At 61.0% G+C, this 20,948-nt stretch carries 17 protein-coding genes and 2 tRNA genes; 8 read left to right on the top strand and 11 right to left on the bottom strand.

The annotated features are described in order from the left end of the window. Positions 1-15: 15 nt before the first annotated feature. The 4 genes from M1L53_RS25620 to M1L53_RS25605 form a co-directional block, all read right to left on the bottom strand. On the bottom strand, positions 16-882 hold the full coding sequence (locus tag M1L53_RS25620; protein ID WP_007731137.1) for a carbohydrate ABC transporter permease: 867 nt from the start codon (positions 880-882) through the stop codon (positions 16-18). Further along, on the bottom strand, positions 882-1,832 hold the full coding sequence (locus tag M1L53_RS25615; RefSeq protein WP_007731135.1) for a carbohydrate ABC transporter permease: 951 nt from the start codon (positions 1,830-1,832) through the stop codon (positions 882-884). Before M1L53_RS25615 ends, M1L53_RS25620 begins: the two co-directional genes overlap by 1 nt. Further along, complete coding sequence (locus tag M1L53_RS25610) at positions 1,829-3,181, bottom strand: sugar ABC transporter substrate-binding protein (RefSeq protein WP_054187646.1); 1,353 nt, start codon at positions 3,179-3,181, stop codon at positions 1,829-1,831. Before M1L53_RS25610 ends, M1L53_RS25615 begins: the two co-directional genes overlap by 4 nt. Positions 3,182-3,244: 63 nt before the next feature. Further along, on the bottom strand, positions 3,245-4,243 hold the full coding sequence (locus M1L53_RS25605) for a sugar-binding transcriptional regulator (RefSeq protein WP_042921924.1): 999 nt from the start codon (positions 4,241-4,243) through the stop codon (positions 3,245-3,247). Positions 4,244-4,382: 139 nt separating this feature from the next. On the opposite strand from M1L53_RS25605, the gene M1L53_RS25600 reads away from it, so the two are divergent. Both M1L53_RS25600 and M1L53_RS25595 read left to right on the top strand, forming a co-directional pair. After that, positions 4,383-5,393: an NAD(P)-dependent alcohol dehydrogenase gene (locus tag M1L53_RS25600; RefSeq protein WP_050657017.1), complete on the top strand. Its 1,011-nt coding sequence runs from the start codon at positions 4,383-4,385 to the stop codon at positions 5,391-5,393. 7 nt (positions 5,394-5,400) lie between these two features. Next, entirely contained in the window at positions 5,401-6,873 is a 1,473-nt protein-coding gene (locus M1L53_RS25595) for a mannitol dehydrogenase family protein (protein ID WP_054187647.1), read from the top strand. On the opposite strand, the gene M1L53_RS25590 is transcribed toward M1L53_RS25595, so the two are convergent. Next, positions 6,874-7,392: a DinB family protein gene (locus tag M1L53_RS25590; RefSeq protein WP_030536585.1), complete on the bottom strand. Its 519-nt coding sequence runs from the start codon at positions 7,390-7,392 to the stop codon at positions 6,874-6,876. A gap of 711 nt (positions 7,393-8,103) precedes the next feature. Beyond that, positions 8,104-8,508: a hypothetical protein gene (locus M1L53_RS25585; protein WP_231783477.1), complete on the bottom strand. Its 405-nt coding sequence runs from the start codon at positions 8,506-8,508 to the stop codon at positions 8,104-8,106. Positions 8,509-9,644: 1,136 nt separating this feature from the next. Between M1L53_RS25585 and M1L53_RS25580 the strand changes: the two genes are divergently transcribed. Then, positions 9,645-11,075 (top strand): O-antigen ligase, encoded by a 1,431-nt coding sequence (locus tag M1L53_RS25580; RefSeq protein WP_054187649.1) that lies wholly within the window; start codon positions 9,645-9,647, stop codon positions 11,073-11,075. 437 nt (positions 11,076-11,512) lie between these two features. Here M1L53_RS25580 and M1L53_RS25575 read toward each other — a convergent pair. After that, positions 11,513-11,586, bottom strand: a tRNA-Ile gene (locus M1L53_RS25575). Between the two features lie 177 nt (positions 11,587-11,763). Between M1L53_RS25575 and M1L53_RS25570 the strand changes: the two genes are divergently transcribed. Together M1L53_RS25570 and M1L53_RS25565 are read left to right on the top strand one after the other, a co-directional pair. After that, complete coding sequence (locus M1L53_RS25570; RefSeq protein WP_223304512.1) at positions 11,764-11,961, top strand: hypothetical protein; 198 nt, start codon at positions 11,764-11,766, stop codon at positions 11,959-11,961. 132 nt (positions 11,962-12,093) lie between these two features. Further along, on the top strand, positions 12,094-12,717 hold the full coding sequence (locus tag M1L53_RS25565; protein WP_223304513.1) for an HAD-IA family hydrolase: 624 nt from the start codon (positions 12,094-12,096) through the stop codon (positions 12,715-12,717). A 72-nt stretch (positions 12,718-12,789) separates the two neighbouring features. On the opposite strand, the gene M1L53_RS25560 is transcribed toward M1L53_RS25565, so the two are convergent. Next, positions 12,790-12,862: transfer RNA gene (locus M1L53_RS25560), tRNA-Asn, on the bottom strand. Positions 12,863-12,998: 136 nt separating this feature from the next. Between M1L53_RS25560 and M1L53_RS25555 the strand changes: the two genes are divergently transcribed. Continuing rightward, positions 12,999-13,250 (top strand): hypothetical protein, encoded by a 252-nt coding sequence (locus tag M1L53_RS25555; RefSeq protein WP_003941570.1) that lies wholly within the window; start codon positions 12,999-13,001, stop codon positions 13,248-13,250. 1 nt (position 13,251) lies between these two features. Here the strand turns inward: M1L53_RS25555 and dnaG are convergent, their stop codons facing one another. Beyond that, positions 13,252-15,171 (bottom strand): DNA primase, encoded by a 1,920-nt coding sequence (gene dnaG, locus M1L53_RS25550; protein ID WP_030536590.1) that lies wholly within the window; start codon positions 15,169-15,171, stop codon positions 13,252-13,254. An 84-nt stretch (positions 15,172-15,255) separates the two neighbouring features. On the opposite strand from dnaG, the gene M1L53_RS25545 reads away from it, so the two are divergent. Then, positions 15,256-16,794 carry a serine/threonine-protein kinase gene (locus M1L53_RS25545; RefSeq protein WP_397517565.1) on the top strand — a complete coding sequence of 513 codons (1,539 nt, stop codon included), beginning with the start codon at positions 15,256-15,258 and terminating at the stop codon, positions 16,792-16,794. 13 nt (positions 16,795-16,807) lie between these two features. On the opposite strand, the gene M1L53_RS25540 is transcribed toward M1L53_RS25545, so the two are convergent. Together M1L53_RS25540 and M1L53_RS25535 are read right to left on the bottom strand one after the other, a co-directional pair. Next, entirely contained in the window at positions 16,808-18,106 is a 1,299-nt protein-coding gene (locus tag M1L53_RS25540) for a deoxyguanosinetriphosphate triphosphohydrolase (RefSeq protein WP_261949279.1), read from the bottom strand. A gap of 5 nt (positions 18,107-18,111) precedes the next feature. Then, positions 18,112-18,690, bottom strand: a complete 579-nt coding sequence (locus tag M1L53_RS25535; protein WP_128638009.1) for a YdcF family protein — start codon at positions 18,688-18,690, stop codon at positions 18,112-18,114. A gap of 180 nt (positions 18,691-18,870) precedes the next feature. Between M1L53_RS25535 and M1L53_RS25530 the strand changes: the two genes are divergently transcribed. Further along, positions 18,871-20,940, top strand: coding sequence for a TPM domain-containing protein (locus M1L53_RS25530; RefSeq protein ID WP_054187668.1), 2,070 nt, complete (start codon positions 18,871-18,873; stop codon positions 20,938-20,940). Positions 20,941-20,948 lie beyond the last annotated feature (8 nt).

Genomic DNA, 20,948 nt, shown 5'->3' with positions numbered 1-20,948 from the left:
AGAGGGTGAGGAGAATTATTTGATTGCACCGAAGGACAGGCCGCGCACCAGTTTGTTCTGGGCGAACCAACCGGCCAGGATGACGGGCAATGCCGCCATGGTCGCTGCCGCGGAGAGCCGAGCCCAGTACAGGCCCTCGCCGGTGATGAACCCGACCAGGAAGACCGGAATCGTCTGTGCTTGAACAGCTGTCAGGTTGACGGCGAAGAAGAATTCGTTCCACGAGAAGATCACGCAGATCAGCGCAGTCGCAGCAATTCCGGGCGAGATCAGCGGGAGGATCACCTCGCGAACCGAGGTCCACAAACTCGCGCCGTCCATGCTGGCAGCTTCGAGAAGTTCGCCGGGGACTTCGAGAAAGAACGAACGCATCATCCACACTGCGATCGGCAGATTCATCGATGTGTACAAGATGACCAGCGCCCAGATATTGTCGAGCAATCCGATGTCGTTGACGATCACGTACAGCGGCACGATTGCAGCGACGACTGGGAGCATCTTGGTACTGATGAAGAAGAACAGCACATCCTGAGTCTTCTTCACCGGGCGAAGCGAGAGCGCAAAAGCCGCCGGAACACCCAGTAGCAGAACAAGAATCGTCGACATTCCTGTGGCAAATGCCGAGTTCGCCAGCGTCGTGCCGAGACCGGAATCGAGAACGGCACGAAACTGCTCGAGCGTCGGGGTGAAGAACAACTTCGGCGGATCCGTGTAGGCGTCTGCCTCGGTCTTGAATGCGGTCAGGACCATCCAGAAGACCGGGAAGAAGAATCCCAGAGCGGCGATCCACGCCACGACCGACCACGGACTGAACTTACTGCTCTTCTTTTTCTTGACGACGGGTTTGTCGGTCGTCACGCTTGTCGTCTCTACGGCAGTCATCACGCCGCCTCCTCGCTGCCGGTGAAGCTCTTGAAGATCAATCGGAGCGCAAGTGTCGACACGATGATGGTCGCGATCACTGTCACGACACCCATCGCCGCAGCTTGACCTACGTCGAAGCCGAGGAACGCGCGCTGGTAGATGTAGAACGGCAGGTTCGAACTGGCCACGCCTGGCCCGCCCGACGTCATCATGTACACCGCGTCAAAGGTGTTCACGAGATAGATCGCACCCAGAACTGCACCGAGTTCGATGAAACGGCGCAGGTGCGGCAGTGTCAGTTCGCGGAACATCGCAAACGGCTTGGCTCCGTCCACCCGTGCGGCTTCGAGGATGTCTCGGGGCATGGACTGCAAGCCGGCCAGAATGAGCAGCATCATGAAAGGCGTCCACTGCCAGATCAGATTGATCATGACGGCGGCGAGCGGAAACTTGCTGACCCAGTCGACCTGGCCGACACCGAAAGGCTGGAGGACGAAGTTCACGATACCGAACACCGGGTCGAACATTGTTGTCTTCCAGAGCAATGCGCCAGCGACGGGGGTGATGAGAAACGGCGTGATCAGCAGTGTCCGCACGATCCCGCGACCGAGGAAGGCTCTGTCGAGTAGCAGTGCCAACGCGAGTCCGAGGATCACCGAAACGATGACCGTCCCCACGATCATGATGACCGTGTTGACCGCGACTTCCCGAAACTGACTGTCCTTGAAAACCTCGATGTAGTTGTCGAACCCGTTGAAGTGCCGCGATCCCGGCCGGACAAGGTTCCACGACTGCGTCGAGTAGTAGAGGGTGAACAGAAACGGAATCTGGGTGACGACGATCGAAAAGATCAACGCCGGCAACAGGGGACCTCTACGACGCCAACCCTCGGCGCGGGAGATCTTCTTTTCGACACGGACCGGTGGCGCGTCGTCCACCGTAGTTCTGGGCTCGGCAACCGTAGTCATCGGTTCTCCTGATAGGTCTTGCCGACCACCTCGGCATACTGCTGGGATTGTTCGAGTGCTTCTTTCACGCTCTTCTGACCCGCGATGGCCGCACTGATCTGCTGGCTGACGCGAGTGCCCAGGTCCTGAAACTCAGGGATGGTTAGGAACTGGACGCCGGTGTACGGAACCGGTTGCACTGTAGGGTTTTTCGGATCTGCATTGTTGATCGATTCGAGGGTGATCGGACCGAATGCCTGTGCGGCCTCTTGATATTCCGGAATCTCGTAGGTCGATAGGCGACTTCCCGGAGGAACTCTCGACCAGCCGAGTTCGGTTCCGACCTTCTGGATGTAGTCCTTGTTCGTCATCCAGGAAATGAACTTCCAGGCATCATCTTTGTTCTTTGCCGACTCCGGGATTCCGAGCGCCCACGTGTAGAGCCAACCAGGATCGGACTTCTCGACCTTCGGGGCCTTCGCATATCCGATGTTGCCGACTACCTTCGACGACGCAGGGTCCTCGAGAACCGACACAGCCGACGTCGCGTCGTACCACATCGCCGTGTTGCCTTGCGCGAATTGTGTTGCACATTCACCGAATCCGCTTGTGGCAGGACCCGGCTGACCGTGCTCCTTGACCGTGTCCACGTAGAACTGAACCGCATCCTCGACCTGCGGACTGGTCAGCTGCGCATTCCAATTCTCGTCGTACCAGCGTCCACCGAAGGTGTTGATCACTGTGTTCAGCGGTGCGAGTACCTCACCCCAGCCAGGCTTTCCGCGCAAGCAGATTCCCGCCATCTTGGCATCCGGGTTGTCGAACTGCGCTGCCCAACCTGCGACTTCTTGCCACGTCGGGTCTTCGGGAACTGTTATCCCCGCCTGATCGAACAGATCCTTGCGGTACATCAGGAACGACGACTCCCCGTAGAACGGAACCGCGTACATACTGTCCTCGTATGACAGAGAAGTCTTGATCGACGGTACGAAGTCGTCCTCGTCAAAACCGGGCGTCTTGTCTGCATACTCGGACAGGTTCGTGAGCCAACCGTTGGCGGCCCACTGAGGTGTCTCGTAGTTGCTGATCATCACGACGTCGAACTCACCGCCGCCGGTTGCCGTCGAGGCCGTGATCTTGGCGCGCGCCTGGTTCTCGGAAAGGCTGACGAATTTGAGGTCGATGCCAGGGTTCTCGGCTTCGAAAGCCGGCGCCAGTTTGATGGCGTCCTGCATCTGCGAGTTCGACACCATCGCGATGGTGACTGTTCGTTCGCCGGAACCACCGAGCGCACCAGCGCCCGCACATCCCGACACCAGGAGGCAGAGCGCCGCCGCGGCAGCGCCCCACACTCGTCTTCCTGTTTTCACGGATTACCTTCCTTCACACTTGCGTGTCAGTCGCGCGCTCGGACCGCGAAACTCGTGAGATCGCTAGCCTTCGAGCAGCCACTGGGCGCACTCGACGTCGGTGACGAGTACGTTTGCCAAACCTCCGCGCAATGCGCCCAGAACGGCCTGGCGTTTGTGTGTTCCCCCCGAAATCAGAATCGTCTGATCGCAGGATTTCACTGCGTCGAGCGATACGGAGACCGTTCGCTCAGGCAGTGGCCCCTCCACTGGATTGCCGTCGATCGTGTAGAAGCGGCCGCCGATTTCACCGACAGCGCCTCGACTTTCCAACTCGTCCAGCATGGTCGAGTCGACGAAGCTACCGGCAAACAAGGTCGTGGCCGTCGAGACGGCACCAACTCCGAAAACCATGATGTCGGAATCAGTTCCGGCATGCAGCGCCTTCGAGATCACCGAGTCGTTTCGCATCGACTCCACAGTCGCCGGGTCGGCATACAGCGGAGCGTTGAGACGAATAGGATTGGCCTGCAACTGTTGTGCACATCGGCCGATGGTGAAGTCGACACCGGTTTGGTAGTCGGTCACCGTCATGGAGCCGTCAAGTTGTACCACAGCCGAGCACTTCGCGGCCTTGTCTGGCAAAGATCCTGCTACCGCAACGGTTTCCGGACCCCAGGTAAACCCGAGAACGCTCGACGGCTGCAGACGACGAACCAGAACTTCCGCTGCTCTTCGACCGAGTGCGTCGAAGTCCGGGTCGTCCGCATCCGAAATCGCTTCGGGGACGATCAACACTTCGGCCAACCCGAAGTGCTTCTCCAGCTTCGATTCCAACTCCGTGTTCACCGAACCTTCGAGCTCAGGCGGTACCAAAATCTCGACCCTGACCAAACCTTGCGTCCGCGCCCTGGCCAACAGTCGCCCGGCTGTCGGCCGCGAGACGCCCAACTTCGCTGCAATCTCCGCCTGAGTGGCACCTTCGAGGTGATACATGGTCGCTGCCCGCAAGGCGAGCCGCACATCTTCGGAAGCGGGCAACTTCGACGTCTTGAGTCCTGTGGGCTGAGCCGACTGGTTCACGCGGTCTCCTTGTGCATCAGGTTCAAAGTTTCTTGATCGTGAGCAAATGCTCACTAGATGTTCTTATGCTCATTAAGCTAACATCTACGTTGTGACCCACACAACAGTTTCCGGAGAATCCGTCGATCTACCTGCGACAATTCGGGCAAATGTCCTCGTCGAGACCGGAAAGATGCAGATGGTCGAGAGACCACGACCGTCCCCGAAGGCGGGTGAAGTCCTCGTTCGCATCCATGCCGTGGGCGTGTGCGGGTCGGACGCGCACTACTTTCACGAAGGTCGCATCGGCCCTTACGTAGTCAACTCACCGCTCGTTCTCGGACACGAAGCATCGGGACGCATCGCTGCGGTCGGTGACGGCGTCGACCCAAGACGCATCGGGCAGCGTGTCTCCATCGAGCCTCAGAAGCCCGATCCGACAAGTCCCGAATCCAAGGCAGGCAGATACAACCTCTGCCCTCATATGGAGTTCTTCGCGACGCCGCCGATCGACGGTGCGCTGACCGACTACGTCACGATCGGTGCCGACTTCGCCCATCCCATCGCAGATTCCGTGTCCTACGAGGCAGCTGCGCTGTTCGAGCCACTTTCCGTAGGGATCGCCTCAGCCCAGAAGGCGGGGATCACTGCCGGCTCTCGGGTGTTGATCGCCGGCGCCGGCCCGGTAGGAATCGTGACGACGCAGGTGGCCAAGGCATTCGGCGCGACGGAAGTCATCGTCTCGGACATCGACGCGGCCCGGCGTGATGTGGCACTGAAATTCGGCGCAACAACCGTCGTTGATCCCCATGTAAGCGACGTACGCTCGCTGGCCGTCGACGCATTCATCGACGCGTCGGGGGCCACGGCCGCAGTGATCGACGGGATTCACGCAGTTCGGCCCGCTGGAACCGTCGTTCTGGTCGGAATGGGTGCCGACGAGATACCGTTGCCGGTCCCGATCATTCAGAATCGCGAACTGATGCTCACCGGAGTGTTCCGATACGCCAACACGTGGCCGATCGCCGCCGCACTGGTCGCTGCCGGGCGCGTCGATCTGGACTCGATGGTCACAGCACGCTTTTCACTCGAACAGTCGCAAGAGGCCCTGGTGGCCGATCGCATTCCCGGCAGCATCAAAGCCGTAGTCATTGTCGCCGAAGGAGACTAGTACTTTCATGGAACTCAATACGAAGACCCTGCTCGACTTCGATGCTGCACTCGAAGTGCCGACCTACGACCGGAGCAAAGTTACTACCGGCATAGTGCATTTCGGTGTCGGAGGCTTTCACCGTGCACACCAGGCCATGTACATCGATGCTCTCCTGCGACGCGGTGAGGGCTTCGACTGGGGAATCTGCGGAGTGGGAGTGATGCCGTCGGACAAGCGAATGAAAGACGCACTCCGCGCGCAGGACGGCCTCTACACGCTGGCGCTCAAGCATTCCGACGGAACCCTCGAGGCCCGGGTCATCGGGTCGATCGTCGAGTACCTGTTCGCTCCGGAGGATCCGGAGGCGGTGATCGAAAAGATGGCATCCGAATCGACGAAAATCGTATCTCTCACCATCACCGAGGGCGGATACAACATCTCGCACACTACGGGTGAGTTCGACGCGTCCGATCCCGATGTAATGCACGATCTCGAGCCGGGAACACTCCCCCGCACCACCTTCGGTCTGATTTGTGCGGCACTCGCACTCCGTCGCGACCGGGGCCTCGCCCCGTTCACGATCATGAGTTGCGACAACATCGAAGGCAACGGATCGGTCGCCAAGACGGCTGTCGAAGCCTTCGCCGCTCTGAAAGATCCCGAACTTGCGGAATGGATCGACGAGAACGGCGCCTTCCCCAACTCCATGGTCGACCGGATCACACCCGTCACGACAGCCGAGGTGACCACCGAGATCGCCGAGACGTTTGGCGTGGAAGATCAGTGGCCGGTCGCGGCTGAGCCGTTCACCGCGTGGTTCCTCGAGGACGAGTTCACCTCAGGCAGGCCACCTCTGGAGAATGCCGGCGTCAATCTCGTGCCGGATGTTCGCCCGTACGAACTGATGAAACTGCGCCTTCTCAATGCCGGCCATCAAGGCATCGCTTACTTCGGCTACCTTGCCGGATACCGCCTGGTCCACGAGGCATGCCAGGACGAACTCTTGTCGGGGTTCCTGCTCGACTACATGAATCTCGAAGCGACGCCGACCCTTGACCCGGTACCCGGCGTCGACCTGGATCAGTACAAGAAGACCCTCATCGAACGATTCTCGAACCCCCAGATCCGCGACACGATTGCACGTCTGTGCGCCGAGTCGTCCGATCGAATTCCCAAGTGGCTGTTGCCCGTCATCCGGACCCAACTCGACACCGGTGGGTCGATCAACCTGTCCACCGCAATTGTCGCTAGCTGGGCCCGCTACGCCGAGGGCACAGACGAGAACGGAGATCCCATCACCGTCGTCGATCAGCTGTCGGACACTCTGGTGCCGCTCGCCCAGAAACAGTCGAGCGACCCGTTGGCCTTCATCGGGTACCGACAAGTGTTCGGCGATCTCGTGGACGATCGCCGATTTGTCGCAAGCTTCCGAAAGACCCTCGACTCATTGCACTCCGTCGGAGCCAGAAGAACCCTCGAGGAGGTGCGCGGGCTCTGACTACACCGAGACGTCGTGCAGGTGATGGATCGGATCGTGAATGAAGTAGGCCGCCAACGATTCGACGGTGAACGCCGATCCGTCACTGCGGAGACCCCGTCGTTGGCGGCTGCCCTCTGGCACGGTTTCGAAGGCATTCGCGACCTCCGCCGCGGCGTCGGACAATTCCGATGCCACCTTTGCCGGATCTTGGTCGTTGTACCGCTCGGCCTCGGCTGTTGCGTCCTGATCCCAGTTCTCGAATCGCGGATCGTCGAATTCGAGCATCTGTTCCAACCGCACCTTGAAGATCCGGAACACGTCGCGTACGTGGGCGGAATACTCCAGCGCTGACCATGTTTCGCTGTCCGGTCGCTCCGTCACATTCTCGCGCTCCAGTACCTCGGCCCACGAGACGGCATTGCTACGCACAAGATCTGGAACATCCGCGAACGCCACAGCGGACGAATCAAACCCGCACTCGGCGCATGGGCGTTCGAGGACCCAGGTCCAGTTCTTTGTATCCGGGGTGATCGGCATGGATCGAGAATAGTCCGCCAGGGCGGGGTCAGTCTGCTTCGATTGGCCGATGAAGCGAATCATGATCGCTATTGCGACTCCATTCGTGCTGATGCTTACTTCGTGTGGCGGGGACGTGGGCGACGCGGAACCCCACGAACTCGCCTTCACATGCGACGACGCACATGCGTACCTCGAAGTTTTCGGGACGGTCGAGGCGGCGTTGGCCCGGCTACAGAGCCCTGGATGGAACGATGTCCCTGAACTCGTGGGTTCCGCCAGCGCCTGGGCAACGTTCACACCACAACAGCAGACTGCGATAGTCAATTCACTTCATGCGGCTTCCCGAGGTGAATGTTGATCCGTATTTCTGTGCCGGTATCGGCATCTGACTCCGTCGACAAGATTTGCCGGTCGATACTCGGATCGGCCGAAGAACTGGGACCTACTCCGACTGATTCCGCGTCACCGATCGATCGAGTCCGCGATGACACGAGCGGACCGCACGACGACTGAAGAGGATTCGACGCTGAGGCGCGTGAGCGCACCCAAGAAGCCTTCGAAGCAGCGAAATCGGGATCGTGCGACCGAGCAACGCCGGAGGCCTGATTCGCCGGTCGCACAACAGAATTACAAACGACGACGTAACTACGTCATTCCGTTCGTGACAAAATACTCGTTCGTCGGCGACGGACCGATCACTTCGATTTCCTCGACGGGTCTCGTCGCCCCTCACGTGAAGGGCGTCGAGTCGACATGTACCCCTTCCGAACGCAGTAAATGCTCGGCCGCACAAATCAACAGGGAAAGGGATTCGTACGAGAGTCCCTCGATCGCATGCATCAGCCTGTCAGGCGCCGGAATCGACCGGTCGACCGGCGAACCCTCGGATCTCCGCACAGAAAGCACGGTCGAGAGTTCTCGTTGATTCACCACCTGACCTGCGCTGTTCGCTCGCTCGAACATGGCATTCAGCCGCTGGACCAGTTCCTCACCTTCAGGCGATCGAATAGTGTTGCCAAACAGCCTGTTTCCATGATCGGCTTCGACACCAGGCCCGATCGAGTTCTTGATTGTCACAGTATGTTCTCCGTTACGTTGGTCTGTCAGGTTGATCAGGGGTGCGACCCGGCGCAATTCACAGAGCCTTTATCCGTGCCGCCCAACGGCGTCGCGTCCATCGACAGCAGACGAATCTCCCCCGGCGCCCATCGGCTTCCGGTAGCGAGACCTTCAAGTTGCTGTTCACTTGCAGTTCGTCGTTACACTTTTACAATAGTTGTAACGCATCGACAAGTGTTTTGTTCCGATTGCCCGGTTTTGCACCCGATCAAGGCAACTACTGAGCTCTCGCGGGCTGCGGATTCTGCAATTCACGAAGCTCGGCAAAATGGATCCGACGCAGACAAGGACGGCGAGACAGCCCTCGTTGGCTCTCGTTTCCAGTGATCGAGCACGAAGTCCTCAATGGTGATGACCCAAGTCCGACAGCGCTTTTCAGACAGGGAAAGGGCCCCGCAGTTGCGGGGCCCACTATCGTTGCCGTTCCTCGCGTGGAGTCGTTTCCGACAGTCGGCTGCCGGTCAGCGCGTCAACGAATAGCGGCGTGGATTGCTCAGCTGTGGAACGGATTTCGACCGTTTACGTCGGCCACGATCGCGGACCGAGGACGGCTGTCCATGATGGGGCCGGTGATCACGAACCTGGCGTAAGACAACCGATCTCGTAGCTGCGCGTACGGTCCCGAGTCGCATCCCTCTCCGAGTCGGTACGGAACTTTCAGCCGACAGTTCTAACGCGTCTATTCGGTCCCCACCTCAACAGTTGGGTGCAGCCGAGCCGCGGGGGGGGGACGGCTCGACTGCCTTGTACCTACACCGTTAGGCACGTCTACAGCGTGACACTTCTGTACGTCGAGCACACACGCTGAAATACCCGGATAGGTACCTACATTTCCTTCACGTCCGGCACGTCGCTCGCTCGGTTGCGCCCAATTGCACTGCGCTCCCGATACTTGTCGAGGATTGGGTATCCGGATCCGAGACCTCCATCTCGTCTGAGATCGACGAAGGTGCGACATTCATGTGCAACCGCAAAGATCCTTGTGCAAACGCAGAGGATCGACTCACCTCGCAACGAGATTGGGGCTTTGTAGCGACACCCGACAAACAAATAGGACCTTCGTCGCACGATCCACGCACCAAAACCCGTAGGCCAAGGCACCAGCGCACCGGACAATGAAACGATGCCTCACCTAGCGCTGGACCGTGTCGATGTTTGAACCTAAGACAGTAGACACCGCCATCCTCGTTATCTTCATCGGAACGGCCGTCTCAGCAGGCGCCACTCTCGTCATGCCATGGGCGTCCGGACGGATGCGGCGCACCAAATCGGCCAACCAACATGAACAGCCAAACCCGAGTCGGAAACAAATCTCGACAATCCTCATCGTCGCGTTCCTTGCCTGCACCATCCCGGGTCTCACTCAAGTCGCGCTGACCAAGCGGCGCGCCAACGCAGTAGCTGACGTAGCCTCCACAGCCCAGGCCGCGGCTCTAGTTTCGTACGCTCTGATCTACCTGACCCTGCTGTGCTGCGCACTTGCAATCGTCCGTAAAAACTCCTCCCTAGAGGTGGGGGAACACAGTCAGATCGCGCTTTGGGCTTGCCTAGCCCCCTGGGCACTGGCCATCGCCCACACCATGTACGAAACGGGTGTGCCGCCTATACACGCGGCGGCGTACCCGGCAGTGGTGCTCGCCCTCTACGCCTTCTCCGCTACAATCACTGACCTCAGGATACTGGCACCGATGATCGGGCTTGTTGCCGCAGGCAGCATCACGCTCGGACTAGTCGCACCGGCAAAAGGCTTGATGGCAGGGGCCAGTGGCGCACTCACTGATTCCGAAAAAGCGAACTTCGGATCCACTCTCCTCGCAGGGTTTTACAACCACCCGAACGTGCTCGGAGTTATTCTGGCCCTTGGTGCTCCAGCAGTCCTACTCACACAAAGCTCTCGCGTAAGATGGACGCTGATAGGTATTGTCGGAGTTGCAGTTTTGTGGTCCGGGTCAAGGACTGCGCTCGCCGCCACTCTCGCCGCCTTTGCTGCAGTCTTCATTGCAAAACTCCTGAGTAGCCCGCTCCGTGGAAAGTGGGCCGCAGTGGCTCTGATGGCTGCGGCCGCCACGATGGTCACAATTCCATTGATGACAACTGATGCCAACGCACTGTCGTCGAGAGGCAGGATCTGGATTGGCAGCCTCGCAGCCTGGCGCGAAAATCCTGTATTCGGCAACGGGCAAGCCTGGTACAGCGAGATCAGCAAAGTACGAAACGACCTTATAGATATCGCGTTCCATGGACACAACATGCTCGTGAATTCACTGGCGACTGGCGGACTACTCACTGCCTTCACTGTCGGCATACTGCTACTCGTCGCCTCCAGGTCCGCCGCATGCTGGGCCAGGAAAGGCCAGTTCTACCCACTCGCGTACATGGTCGCCTTCTTCGTAACAGGCGCAACAGAAGTGGCAACCAAATTCCGGGATATAGACCCGATCTTTTGGGTCGCGGTAATACCTCTGGTTGTGGTCGCTATTAACCAGCCGAAGGGTAGTGAACGCAGCCATACGACCGTTCCGGCTGCGTCCTTCCAGCCTGAACCATCGGACCAAACCGGCTTACCCAAGGTCGTGTCATAGATACTCCTTCTACTCCTGATTGTCGGCGCACTTAGTCGGCCCGCCGTGGAGTAAGAGTTGCGTAGCGCGGCACGCCGAACGAAGCTCGGCCATCAGTTCTGCGAATCGTCGGATAGTCCGCCAATTTCGTTCCGCTGATCGCGCATCTCGCCACGACATAATTCGGCCCTGCGTTCGGTCCGGCTTCCGCTTCCGCACCCCCGGTGACTGCTACTTCCCACCGGGATACCCCGACCGCAAAGAGTTCGCCCGATTTGTCGGCGGGAACCAGGGGTGATGTGGCATCGAAAATCGATGCTGCCGCCCATGCCGAGAGCAAGGTGACCAGCATAGAGCCGGAAGCGTGGATTGATTGAGAACGTGGGCAGAATGTGGGCATACGCAAAAAGACGCCATCCCGAATTCTTCAAAAGTGCATTTGAGCTGCAATTATTCTGTGGGGCGGGCGGGGCTCGAACCCGCGACCAATGGATTATGAGTCCACGGCTCTAACCGACTGAGCTACCGCCCCATCCGGATGCGATGCATCGCGGCGAATCCGAATGTTACCGGCACATCCGACGCGGATCACAATCGGGCAGGCGGTGACGCGTTGCACTCTTTCGAGTCGAGTCTTCCAAGGTTGGTCGGCACAGGCGCGATGAGCCGATACCGTGGGAGTGCACACCCCACGGAACAGGATCACCACATGAAGCTTGCACTGACCGAATTCAAGAACTCGAAGGCCACGATCCGGATCATCATGTCCGACGGCGCGAAGCTGAACGGCACCGTCACCGATTTCACCGAAGACACTCTCGTTCTCAATTCTCCGAATGGTGTCTACTACATCAACCCCAGCCACATCGTCCGACTGTTCGAGCCGTCGGATCGCGCAGCGAAGTAGGCGCACCGGCCGAACAGTTCGACGGTTCCGCCGAAAGCCCGACGCAGAGTATTGCGTCGGGCTTTTCGCATCTCCGCCGCCATCATCTTCGCTTCGCGTTCACTGATGCTGATGCCGCCTATCCTCTGCGACATGGCGAACGACAGCGGACCACCTGAACTCGTGTTGTTCGACTTGGGTGGCGTGCTGTGTCGATTCGAGCCTGACCGTCGCGCCGCAGAACTGGCTGCGGCCATCGGCGTCACGGAAGACGAGATTCATGCCCTCGTGTTCGCGTCCGGGTTCGACCAGGAATGCGATCTCGGCATTCACTCCGAAACCGCGATCCTGGAACGCTTTCGACGACTCGGGTTTCCTGGTGACCGCGACGAGCTACGCCGAGCCTGGGCCAAGGCCTTCATCCCGGACCGCGCGGTCATCGATCTCGCAATCGCGCTTCGAAGCGAGGGGGTCGTGGTCGCCACACTCTCCGACAACGGACCTGTTCTCTTGGCCGCCATCGAGAGTGTCGTAACTCCATCGGCAATCGACGAGCATGTTTTCTCCTGCATGCTCGGAGCTACCAAACCCGAACCTGCGGCCTTCCTGGCTGCGCTGGAGTTGCTCGATGCGCGTCCACAGCAGACCTTCTTCGTCGACGACAACCCGGTGAACGTCCTCAGCGCTCGACGGCTGGGAATTCGCGGCGAACAAGCAAACAAGGCGGCAGACGTCGAATCGGCACTTCGATCGGTGGGTCTGCTGCGAGCGCACTAGGTCAGACAAAAACAAGATCAGACCACAACAAGAAAGCCCCCCACCCGATTTCTCAGGTGAGGGGCTTTGCTGCTCCCCCGGCTGGACTCGAACCAGCAACCGTCCGATTAACAGTCGGAAGCTCTGCCAATTGAGCTACAGGGGATTGTCTTGCTCGCTTCGCCCGTTCCGGCGTTGCCTGAGAAACTGTAGCGAATCCTTCACCGAAGTACCAAATCGCCTGCCCAGCGAGTCATCAGGCAGGATGGAGTCAGGACGATCGGTGCTGGAGGGAAGCAGGAATGATGCGTTTGTTGATCGGTGTTGCAGCTGGGTACGTCCTGGGAACCAAAGCGGGCCGCGCACGATACGAGCAGATCAGCCGGGCCGCGAAGGCGGTGGCCACCAGTCCGGCCACCAAGAAGGTGTTGGACGCGTCACGGCAGAAGCTGGCCGACTCACTGAGTACTCAGCCCAAGCTCGAGCCGATGAAGCCGATCAACGAGGAGACTACGATTCTGGTCCCCCACGACCAGTTGAAGAAAAACCGCTAGGTCAGACGCTTTGGTCGCCGACAGCCTGCTCACGCAGCTGTCGGCGATACTGCTCCAGCGCCACGAGGTCGCCGAACAGTGAGTTGTACTCCTCGGGGGCTGCAGCAGGTGAAACGCGCTGAAGCTTGGATTTGAGGTCGGCAACCTGCTCGCCCACCCACGCTTCCTGCAGTCGTGCGAGCACTCCGTTGATGTAGCGCGGAACCGTGTCTTCGTCACACGGCATCGGTTCGACGGCCAGCTCAGATACAACCGAGGCCACCGTCATGTCTTCGACGCCCTTGGTGACGACTTCGATCCACTCGGCGCCGCCGAGTCCCTTGCTCGTTCCACCGGCGTCAGCCATTGCCTGTCTGATGACAACGTAGGCGGGGTGGGTGAACGTCTCGGGCGGCAACGAGTCGAAGACACTGCCGGCGATGCCAGGGTGCTGCAATGCGGCCTTGAGGACAGCTCGCTGCGTCGAGAGCGCGGGATCGTTGGGCCGGGGCCTGGAGATTCCGATCGGCAGCGCAAGCGCATCGGCAGCAGGTTGGTCGACAACCTGACGACGCTTGGGCGCCGGTGACGATCCACGCGTCGACGCCCGTTTGCGAGCTTCGTCACGCACGCGTCGTCGAACCGACGGAAGATCGTCCCAACCGACCCATCCGCACAACAGATTCGCGTAGCTGTCGCGCAGAGTTGATTCCTTGATCTGCGCAACGACGGGCACGGTACGACGCAGTGCCTCGACACGACCTTCAGCGGTCTCCAGATCGTGTTCGGTGAGGATGGACTTCACCACGAACTCGAACATCGGAGTGCGCCGTGCCACGAGGTCGCGAACGGCGGCGTCACCAGACTTCAGTCGCAGATCGCACGGGTCCATTCCGTCGGGCGCGACGGCGACGAACGTCTGCCCGGCCATCTTTTGATCACCCTCGAACGCCTTCATCGCAGCGGCCTGCCCCGCGGCGTCACCGTCGAAGGTGTAGATGATCTCACCGCGAAAGTAGCTGTCGTCCATCAGGAGTCGGCGGAGCATCGCAAGGTGCTCCTCACCGAAGGCGGTTCCGCACGAAGCGACGGCGGTCTTGACGCCGGCCAAATGCATCGCCATGACGTCGGTGTAACCCTCGACGACTACCGCCTGGTGTCCCTTGGCGATGTCGCGCTTGGCGAGGTCCAAGCCGAACAAGACCTGAGACTTCTTGTAGAGAATCGTTTCCGGCGTGTTGACGTACTTACCCGGCATGGTGTCGTCGTCGAAGAGCTTGCGGGCACCGAAGCCGATGACGTCACCGGCGACGCTGCGGATCGGCCACAGAAGTCGGCGATGGAACCGGTCGATCGGACCTCGCCGGCCTTCTTTGGACAGCCCGGCTGCTTCTAGTTCTTTGAACTCGAAACCTTTGGACATCAAGTGTTTTGTGAGAGTGTCCCAACCTTCTGGCGCGTATCCACACCCGAACTGCAGGGCCGCTGCACCGTCGAAGTTTCGCTCGGTGAGGTAGTCGCGAGCCGCCTGGGCATCGGGTTCGCGCAGACGAGCGGCGTAGAACTCCTGAGCCGCCGCGTTTGCTGCGATCAAGCGTGCACGGGTGCCGCGATCGCGCTGAACGGACGGTCCGCCGCCCTCGTACGAAATCGTGTAGCTGAGTCGATCCGCCAACTGCTCGACGGCCTCTACGAAGCTGATGTGATCCATCTTCTGCAGGAACGAGTACACGTCACCACCCTCACCGCAGCCGAAGCAGTGGTAGAGGCCGTGGTTGGGTCGCACGTGGAACGACGGCGACTTCTCGTCGTGAAAGGGACACAGACCTTTGATCGAATCGCCACCGGCACGCTTGAGTGAAACGTATTCACCGACGATGTCCTCGATGCGAGTGCGTTCGCGAATGGCCGCGATGTCTCTGTCAGAAATTCGGCCCGCCACGTACATCAGTCTAGGCGGTCCCCCGGCACCTCCTGACAACGATATGTTGATGGCCGACTCTGCAACGCAGCGATGGGACCGACGATGACTGAAAACGCCTCGAGCGCGCACGAAGGGCGATCAGGAACCCGATTCGGCGTGTACGAGTTGCGTAGCCTCCTCGGCCGAGGCGGAATGGGTGAAGTGTACGAGGCGTACGACACCTCGAAGGATCGCCTGGTCGCTCTCAAGTTGCTCCATCGAGAGCTTGCGGCCGACCCGTCATTCCAAGCTCGTTTCCGCCGAGAATCTCGCACCACCGCCGCCCTGAACGAACCGCACGTGATCCCGGTGCACGACTGGGGCGAGATCGACGGAGTTCTCTTCATCGACATGCGATTGGTCGAAGGTCATACGTTGCGCGCGGAGTTGGCCGAGTTCGGCAGACTCACCCCGGCGCGAGCCGTCGACATCGTCTCGCAAATCGCCTCGGCGTTGGACGCCGCACATGCCCGCGGGCTCATCCATCGCGACGTCAAACCAGACAACATCATTCTCACGAACAACGGCTTCGCCTACCTCGTCGACTTCGGAATCGCATACTCACAGACGGACACGAAGATCACCACCGAGGGAAGCGCAGTCGGTTCCTATGCGTACATGGCGCCGGAGCGGTTCGGAATCGAAACGCCGACGGCCGCAGCGGATGTCTATTCCCTGGCTTGTGTCCTCTACCAATCACTCACCGGAACAACACCTTTCAACACCACAAGCATCGAGCATCTGGTCAATTCGCACCTGAACGCTCGGCCGCCACGCCCCACGCTGACGGTTCCATCGCTCCCGCAAGGTTTTGACGCCATCGTGGCTCGCGGCATGGCAAAGGATCCCGCACACCGCTATCCGACTACGGGAGCGCTCGCACTCCAAGCGCGGCAGACCCTCTCGACGACCGACACCCCCGGTGCCGCCGGCGGACTGCACCCCACGATCGTCGGGCCGCCCATCTACACCACGGCGAATCCCGCTCACGGGAACTACACGCACATCGTGACAAAGACCAAGCGAAACCGAGCACCGATCGCGATCGGTGCGGCTGGAATTGCACTCGTTCTGGCCGCAGGAGGCACGGCGGCCTGGGTGACGCTGGGGAATTCGGGCCCCGAATCACCAACCGCTGTAGCAGCTTCCACCGCCACGTCGGCACTGGCGCCCATTCAGGATCCGGTCAGAACGCCGAAGCTCGAGCCGCTACCCACCGCCGGACAGCAGGCAACCACGACCACGCGGGCGCCGAACCCCGCCACGAAGAACGGCGATCTCGGGGTGAGCAAGCCGATCACCGTCCCCTCATGCAAAGGAACCGGAATCGTGGTGTTGGCCAATGCCACCGATCCGGCAACGTACGCCAGCGAGATCCAGAACTACCTCGACGCGTTCCCCGGCTCGAAATACCTACGCACAGACCAGTCCTGCCCGTCACTGCGTCAAGTCTCCGATTCGGGGACGGCGATCTACACGGTGTATCGCGAATCCGGGAACACCGAGTCGAAGATCTGCAAGGACGTTCGCGCAGCAGGTGGCGACGCTTACGGCAAGTGGCTCGATACCACTACCGACCCGTCGACGCGGATGACTTGCTGAGGGCGTAAGTGGCTCAGCCCCAGCTGGCCTGCGCGCCCAGGCTCGCTTTGTCCACCCGTTCCAGCCGACTCTCCGTGTACGACGCGATCTGATCCACCACTACCCGGACCCGAGCACCGTCGTCCGCGGCGCGTTCCCACGCGGGCAGCAGGATCGGATCGAGCCCGGCCGGCGCAGTTGCCAGCAGCCATTCCGCGACGCGATGAACACGATCACGCTGCCGATCCTGACGCGCTTTGTGTCCGGCGTCGGACATCACGTAGTACAGCGCCACGGTCTTGAGCAACGCCACCTCGGATGCGACGGCCTCGGGTATGTCGAGGTCGGCTTGATAGCGCGAGAGGGGTCGGTCACCGTGTGTCAGCCGGGTGCTGGCGATCGCCGCGGTGGCGAAGCGACCCACCAATTCACTCGTGAGATTCTTCAACGCGACGGAACTTCCGAGTGTTCCGTCGAAACTTCCGACCCCGCGTACGACGGGGAGTTCGGACAACCGTTGAGCGGCGTCGATCAGATCGTCGACTACCAACCCCCGAAACTCGGAGGCCCCCAGTTCTGCCAGTGCGCGCTGCTCGGACGGATCAGCAAGCGAGCGAAGGTCGATACGGCCTGCGATCACCCCGTCCTCCACGTCGTGCACGGAGTACGCGATGTCGTCGGCCCAGTCCATGACCTGAGCTTCCAGGCATTGCCGACGCTCGAGCGCCCCCTCTCGAACCCAGGCGAGCACCTCTGCGTCGTCGTCGTATGCCCCGAACTTCGCGCCGGGCTGCGGCCGGGTCCACGGGTACTTGATGGCTGCGTCGAGTGATGCCCTGGTGAGATTGAGGCCGGCACTCAGACCGTCGGGGCGCAGGATCTTGGGTTCGAGGCTGGTCAAGATCCGCAGATTCTGCGCATTGCCCTCGAAACCTCCGCAGTCCTTGGCGACTTCGTCGAGGGCCTTCTCGCCGTTGTGACCGTACGGTGGGTGCCCGATGTCGTGCGCGAGACCGGCGAGGTCCACCAGGTCCGGATCGCAACCGAGTCCGTCGGCGATCCCTCGCCCGATCTGTGCGACCTCCATCGAGTGTGTCAACCGCGTACGAGGCGTGTCTCCGTCGCGCGGGCCGACAACCTGGGTCTTGTCGGCCAGCCGCCGCAAAGCCGCGGAGTGTTGGACGCGGGCCCGATCTCGCGAGAAGTCCGAACGATGCTGCGCCGCTGCGATCTGCGAACCCGGCAACCCCGCTCGCTTCGGCGCCTCGACGACACGACGTTCGAGGTCGTGTTCGGAGTAGGTGCCGCCTCCGTAGGTGGTGTGAGCTGTCATGGTCTCTATTGCCCTGCCGTGTAGGGGAAGTCTGCCGAGAAGTGCGTGAGCTGATACCAGAGCAGTGCGCCGGTTTCGCGAGCGATTCCGTGTAACTGGGATTCGCGGGTGAACACAGCCGGGCCTTGACGAGTAGGTGCGGTCCACGCTTGAAGGCCCGTGTCGCGGGCCATCGTCCGTGTTCGCAAGGAGTGCCACGGATCACTGACCAGGACGGCGGAATTGATTCCCTGCGAAGACATCTCGGCACTGACTGCGTCGATGCTGAGCAGTGTGTCCGAACCGGTCTCCACCGCGGTGATCGCACTCGAAGGAATTCCGCGATCGGTCAGATACATCTTTCCCGACGCCGCTTCGGTGTACTCGTCGCCTTCTTGTTTACCGCCGACAGTGATGATCTGCGGAGCCACTCCGCGCTTGTACAGCTTGTACGCCTGCTCGAGTCGGGCCTCGAAGACGGACGACGGAGTGCCGGAATACTGAGCCGCGCCCAGAACGACTATCGCGTCGGCCGGCCGCGTGTCGTCGATGCGCGCCACCTGCCACACCCGGAACGCAGTACCCCCGACCAGAACCACGGCCATCAACACCGCACCGGCGATCAGACGGCGCGTCCAGCGAGCCAATCCTGCCCCGAAGCCGCCCGCTCGCGAGGGTGATGGGTCGTGGGGGCGGTTACCGAAAGCAGGTTTCACTCCCGCAATTCTGCCAGTTCGCAGCGATCACCTCCGATGCCGACGCGCCACAACGGATAGATTTGCGTCATGGCCCTCGCACCACACTTCGCGCAGTTGTCCTCGGTAGAGCAGAGTCGGACAACCACCCGACCCGTTCGGCGTCGGGGAAGCGCCGCCGCCGTCGCTGCGATTTTCGCTTTGCTGGCGCTCGTCTTCAGTCCTGCGCTCGCCTCGGCGGACGCCCCGATGGTGTTGCCGAATCACATCACCGACACCTCCGGGGTCCTCGATTCCGGGCAACGCAGCGATATACAAGCCGCGATCGATCAACTCGGCGAAGACCACCAGATCGATCTGTGGGTCGCGTTCGTCCCCGATTTCAACAACCTGGGTGGCCAGGCGTGGGCACAGCAGACAGCCACGAAGTCGACGCTGAGTACCAAGTCCGTCCTGCTTGCAGTTGCCACGGCGGAGCGTGCTTACTACCTCGATGTGCCCGCTGAGCTGAGCAACATCACGGATTCCGACATCGAATCGATCAATACCGGCGCGGTGGAACCGGCTCTTGCCGAGGATGATTGGACCGGCGCGGCAATTGCCGCAGCCGGCGCACTCGGCGACGCGAACAACACGAGCGGCGGAATGGGAGTCGGAACACTCCTCATCGCGGGCGGCGCTGTGGTGGTCGGGACGGGCGGTGTGGTCCTGTACTCACGTAAGCGCAAGAACGACAAGAACAAGGCAAGCGTCGAAGCCGCGAAGAACATCTCCCCCGACGACATCGCCAGCCTCAACGCACTCCCGCTGCCGACGCTCGACGAACGCGCGAAGGAGATCCTCGTCGAGACGGACAACGCGATCGCCGGCAGCCAGGAGGAGCTCGATCTGGCCCGCAGCGAGTTCGGAGATTCCGCCGTCGCACCCTTCTCGGCAGCATTCGACAAGGCCAAGGCCACCCTCGCCGAAGCCTTCGCGATCAGGCAGCGACTCGACGACGCCATCCCGGAAACTCCCGATCAACGCCGACAGATGCTGATCGACATCATTTCCTCGTGCGGTCGAGCCGACCAAGAACTCGAAGCTCGCGTCGAGGAGTTCGACGGGCTTCGCGACCTTCTCATCAACGCCCCCGCACGTCTCGATGCGTTGACGCAGAGTGTTGTTTCTCTCAGCGTGCGCTTGCCCGAATCCGAGGCGATTCTGACCAAATTGAAGGATCAATTCCCCGCGCCGACGCTGGCATCTGTCGTGAACAACGTCACGATGGCCAGTGAACGCCTGACGCTCGCCGAGAAGTCGATCGAGGAAGGCCGCGATGCCACCGCGCTGCCGGCCGGTAAGCAAGGCGCTGCCGTCACTGCGATTCGCACGGCCGAAGCCGCCCTCGATCAGGCACGCAAGCTACTCGACGGCGTCGATCACGCCGCCGACGACATCCGAAACGCCATCGCGACACTTCCGTCCGCGATGGACGACGTCCAACAGGGCATCACCGCTGCGGACGCTTACCTGGCGCAAGGCGGGCAGAAGTTGGCGGACGCGAAGGCCGCAGCCCAGGCAGCGTTGGCGAATGCTCAGACGTCGAAGGACAGCGATCCGCTGACAGCCTTCAACCAGATCGTCGCAGCCGACGCCCAACTCGACGCGCTTCTTGCCGACGCTCAGGAGCAGAAGCAGCAGCTCGAACGTGCACAGCAGCGCCTCGCCCAGGACATTCTGGCCGCACAGGCTCAGGTGACCGCTGCAGGCGACTTCCTCGGAACCAGGCGCGGCGCGATCGGGGCGGAGGCGCGCACTCGCTACGCCGAGGCTCAGCGGCACCTGCAGGCGGCCCAGCAATTGCAGGCCTCGGATCCGTCGAAGGCACTGCAACACGCCCAGGCCGCGACCACCTTGGCGACGCACTCACTTCGCGCCGCGCAGAACGACGTCAACACCTGGGAAGCAAACCAACGACCCCGCGGTGGCGGCGGCGGCGATGCGACGGGAGCGATCCTCGGCGGCATCCTGATCAACAGCATTCTGCGAGGTGGCGGCGGGCCCCGCTCGTACGGCGGACCGAGCAGCAGCGGACGCTCCGGTCGCGGTGGCGGCGGCGGTGGTTTCGGCGGCGGGGGCGGCGGCCGAACCAGTCGAGGCGGCGGCGGCCGGTTCTGACGGATCCC

This window comes from Rhodococcus sp. T9N, assembly GCF_024436645.1.
In the GTDB taxonomy this organism is placed as follows: Bacteria; Actinomycetota; Actinomycetes; order Mycobacteriales; family Mycobacteriaceae; genus Rhodococcus_F; species Rhodococcus_F qingshengii.
The sequence above is the reverse complement of the archived record's forward strand: the minus strand, read 5'-3'. Positions and strand labels throughout refer to the sequence as shown.

Coding starts and splice junctions, on each gene's coding strand:
- M1L53_RS25530 (WP_054187668.1), top strand. CDS start 18,871: ATGGCCCTCGCACCACACTTCGCGCAGTTGTCCTCGGTAGAGCAGAGT.
- M1L53_RS25615 (WP_007731135.1), bottom strand. CDS start 1,832: ATGACTACGGTTGCCGAGCCCAGAACTACGGTGGACGACGCGCCACCG.
- M1L53_RS25570 (WP_223304512.1), top strand. CDS start 11,764: ATGAAGCTTGCACTGACCGAATTCAAGAACTCGAAGGCCACGATCCGG.
- M1L53_RS25540 (WP_261949279.1), bottom strand. CDS start 18,106: ATGACAGCTCACACCACCTACGGAGGCGGCACCTACTCCGAACACGAC.
- M1L53_RS25565 (WP_223304513.1), top strand. CDS start 12,094: ATGGCGAACGACAGCGGACCACCTGAACTCGTGTTGTTCGACTTGGGT.
- M1L53_RS25535 (WP_128638009.1), bottom strand. CDS start 18,690: ATGGCCGTGGTTCTGGTCGGGGGTACTGCGTTCCGGGTGTGGCAGGTG.
- M1L53_RS25555 (WP_003941570.1), top strand. CDS start 12,999: ATGATGCGTTTGTTGATCGGTGTTGCAGCTGGGTACGTCCTGGGAACC.
- M1L53_RS25590 (WP_030536585.1), bottom strand. CDS start 7,392: ATGCCGATCACCCCGGATACAAAGAACTGGACCTGGGTCCTCGAACGC.
- M1L53_RS25595 (WP_054187647.1), top strand. CDS start 5,401: ATGGAACTCAATACGAAGACCCTGCTCGACTTCGATGCTGCACTCGAA.
- M1L53_RS25545 (WP_397517565.1), top strand. CDS start 15,256: ATGACTGAAAACGCCTCGAGCGCGCACGAAGGGCGATCAGGAACCCGA.
- M1L53_RS25580 (WP_054187649.1), top strand. CDS start 9,645: ATGTTTGAACCTAAGACAGTAGACACCGCCATCCTCGTTATCTTCATC.
- M1L53_RS25620 (WP_007731137.1), bottom strand. CDS start 882: ATGACTGCCGTAGAGACGACAAGCGTGACGACCGACAAACCCGTCGTC.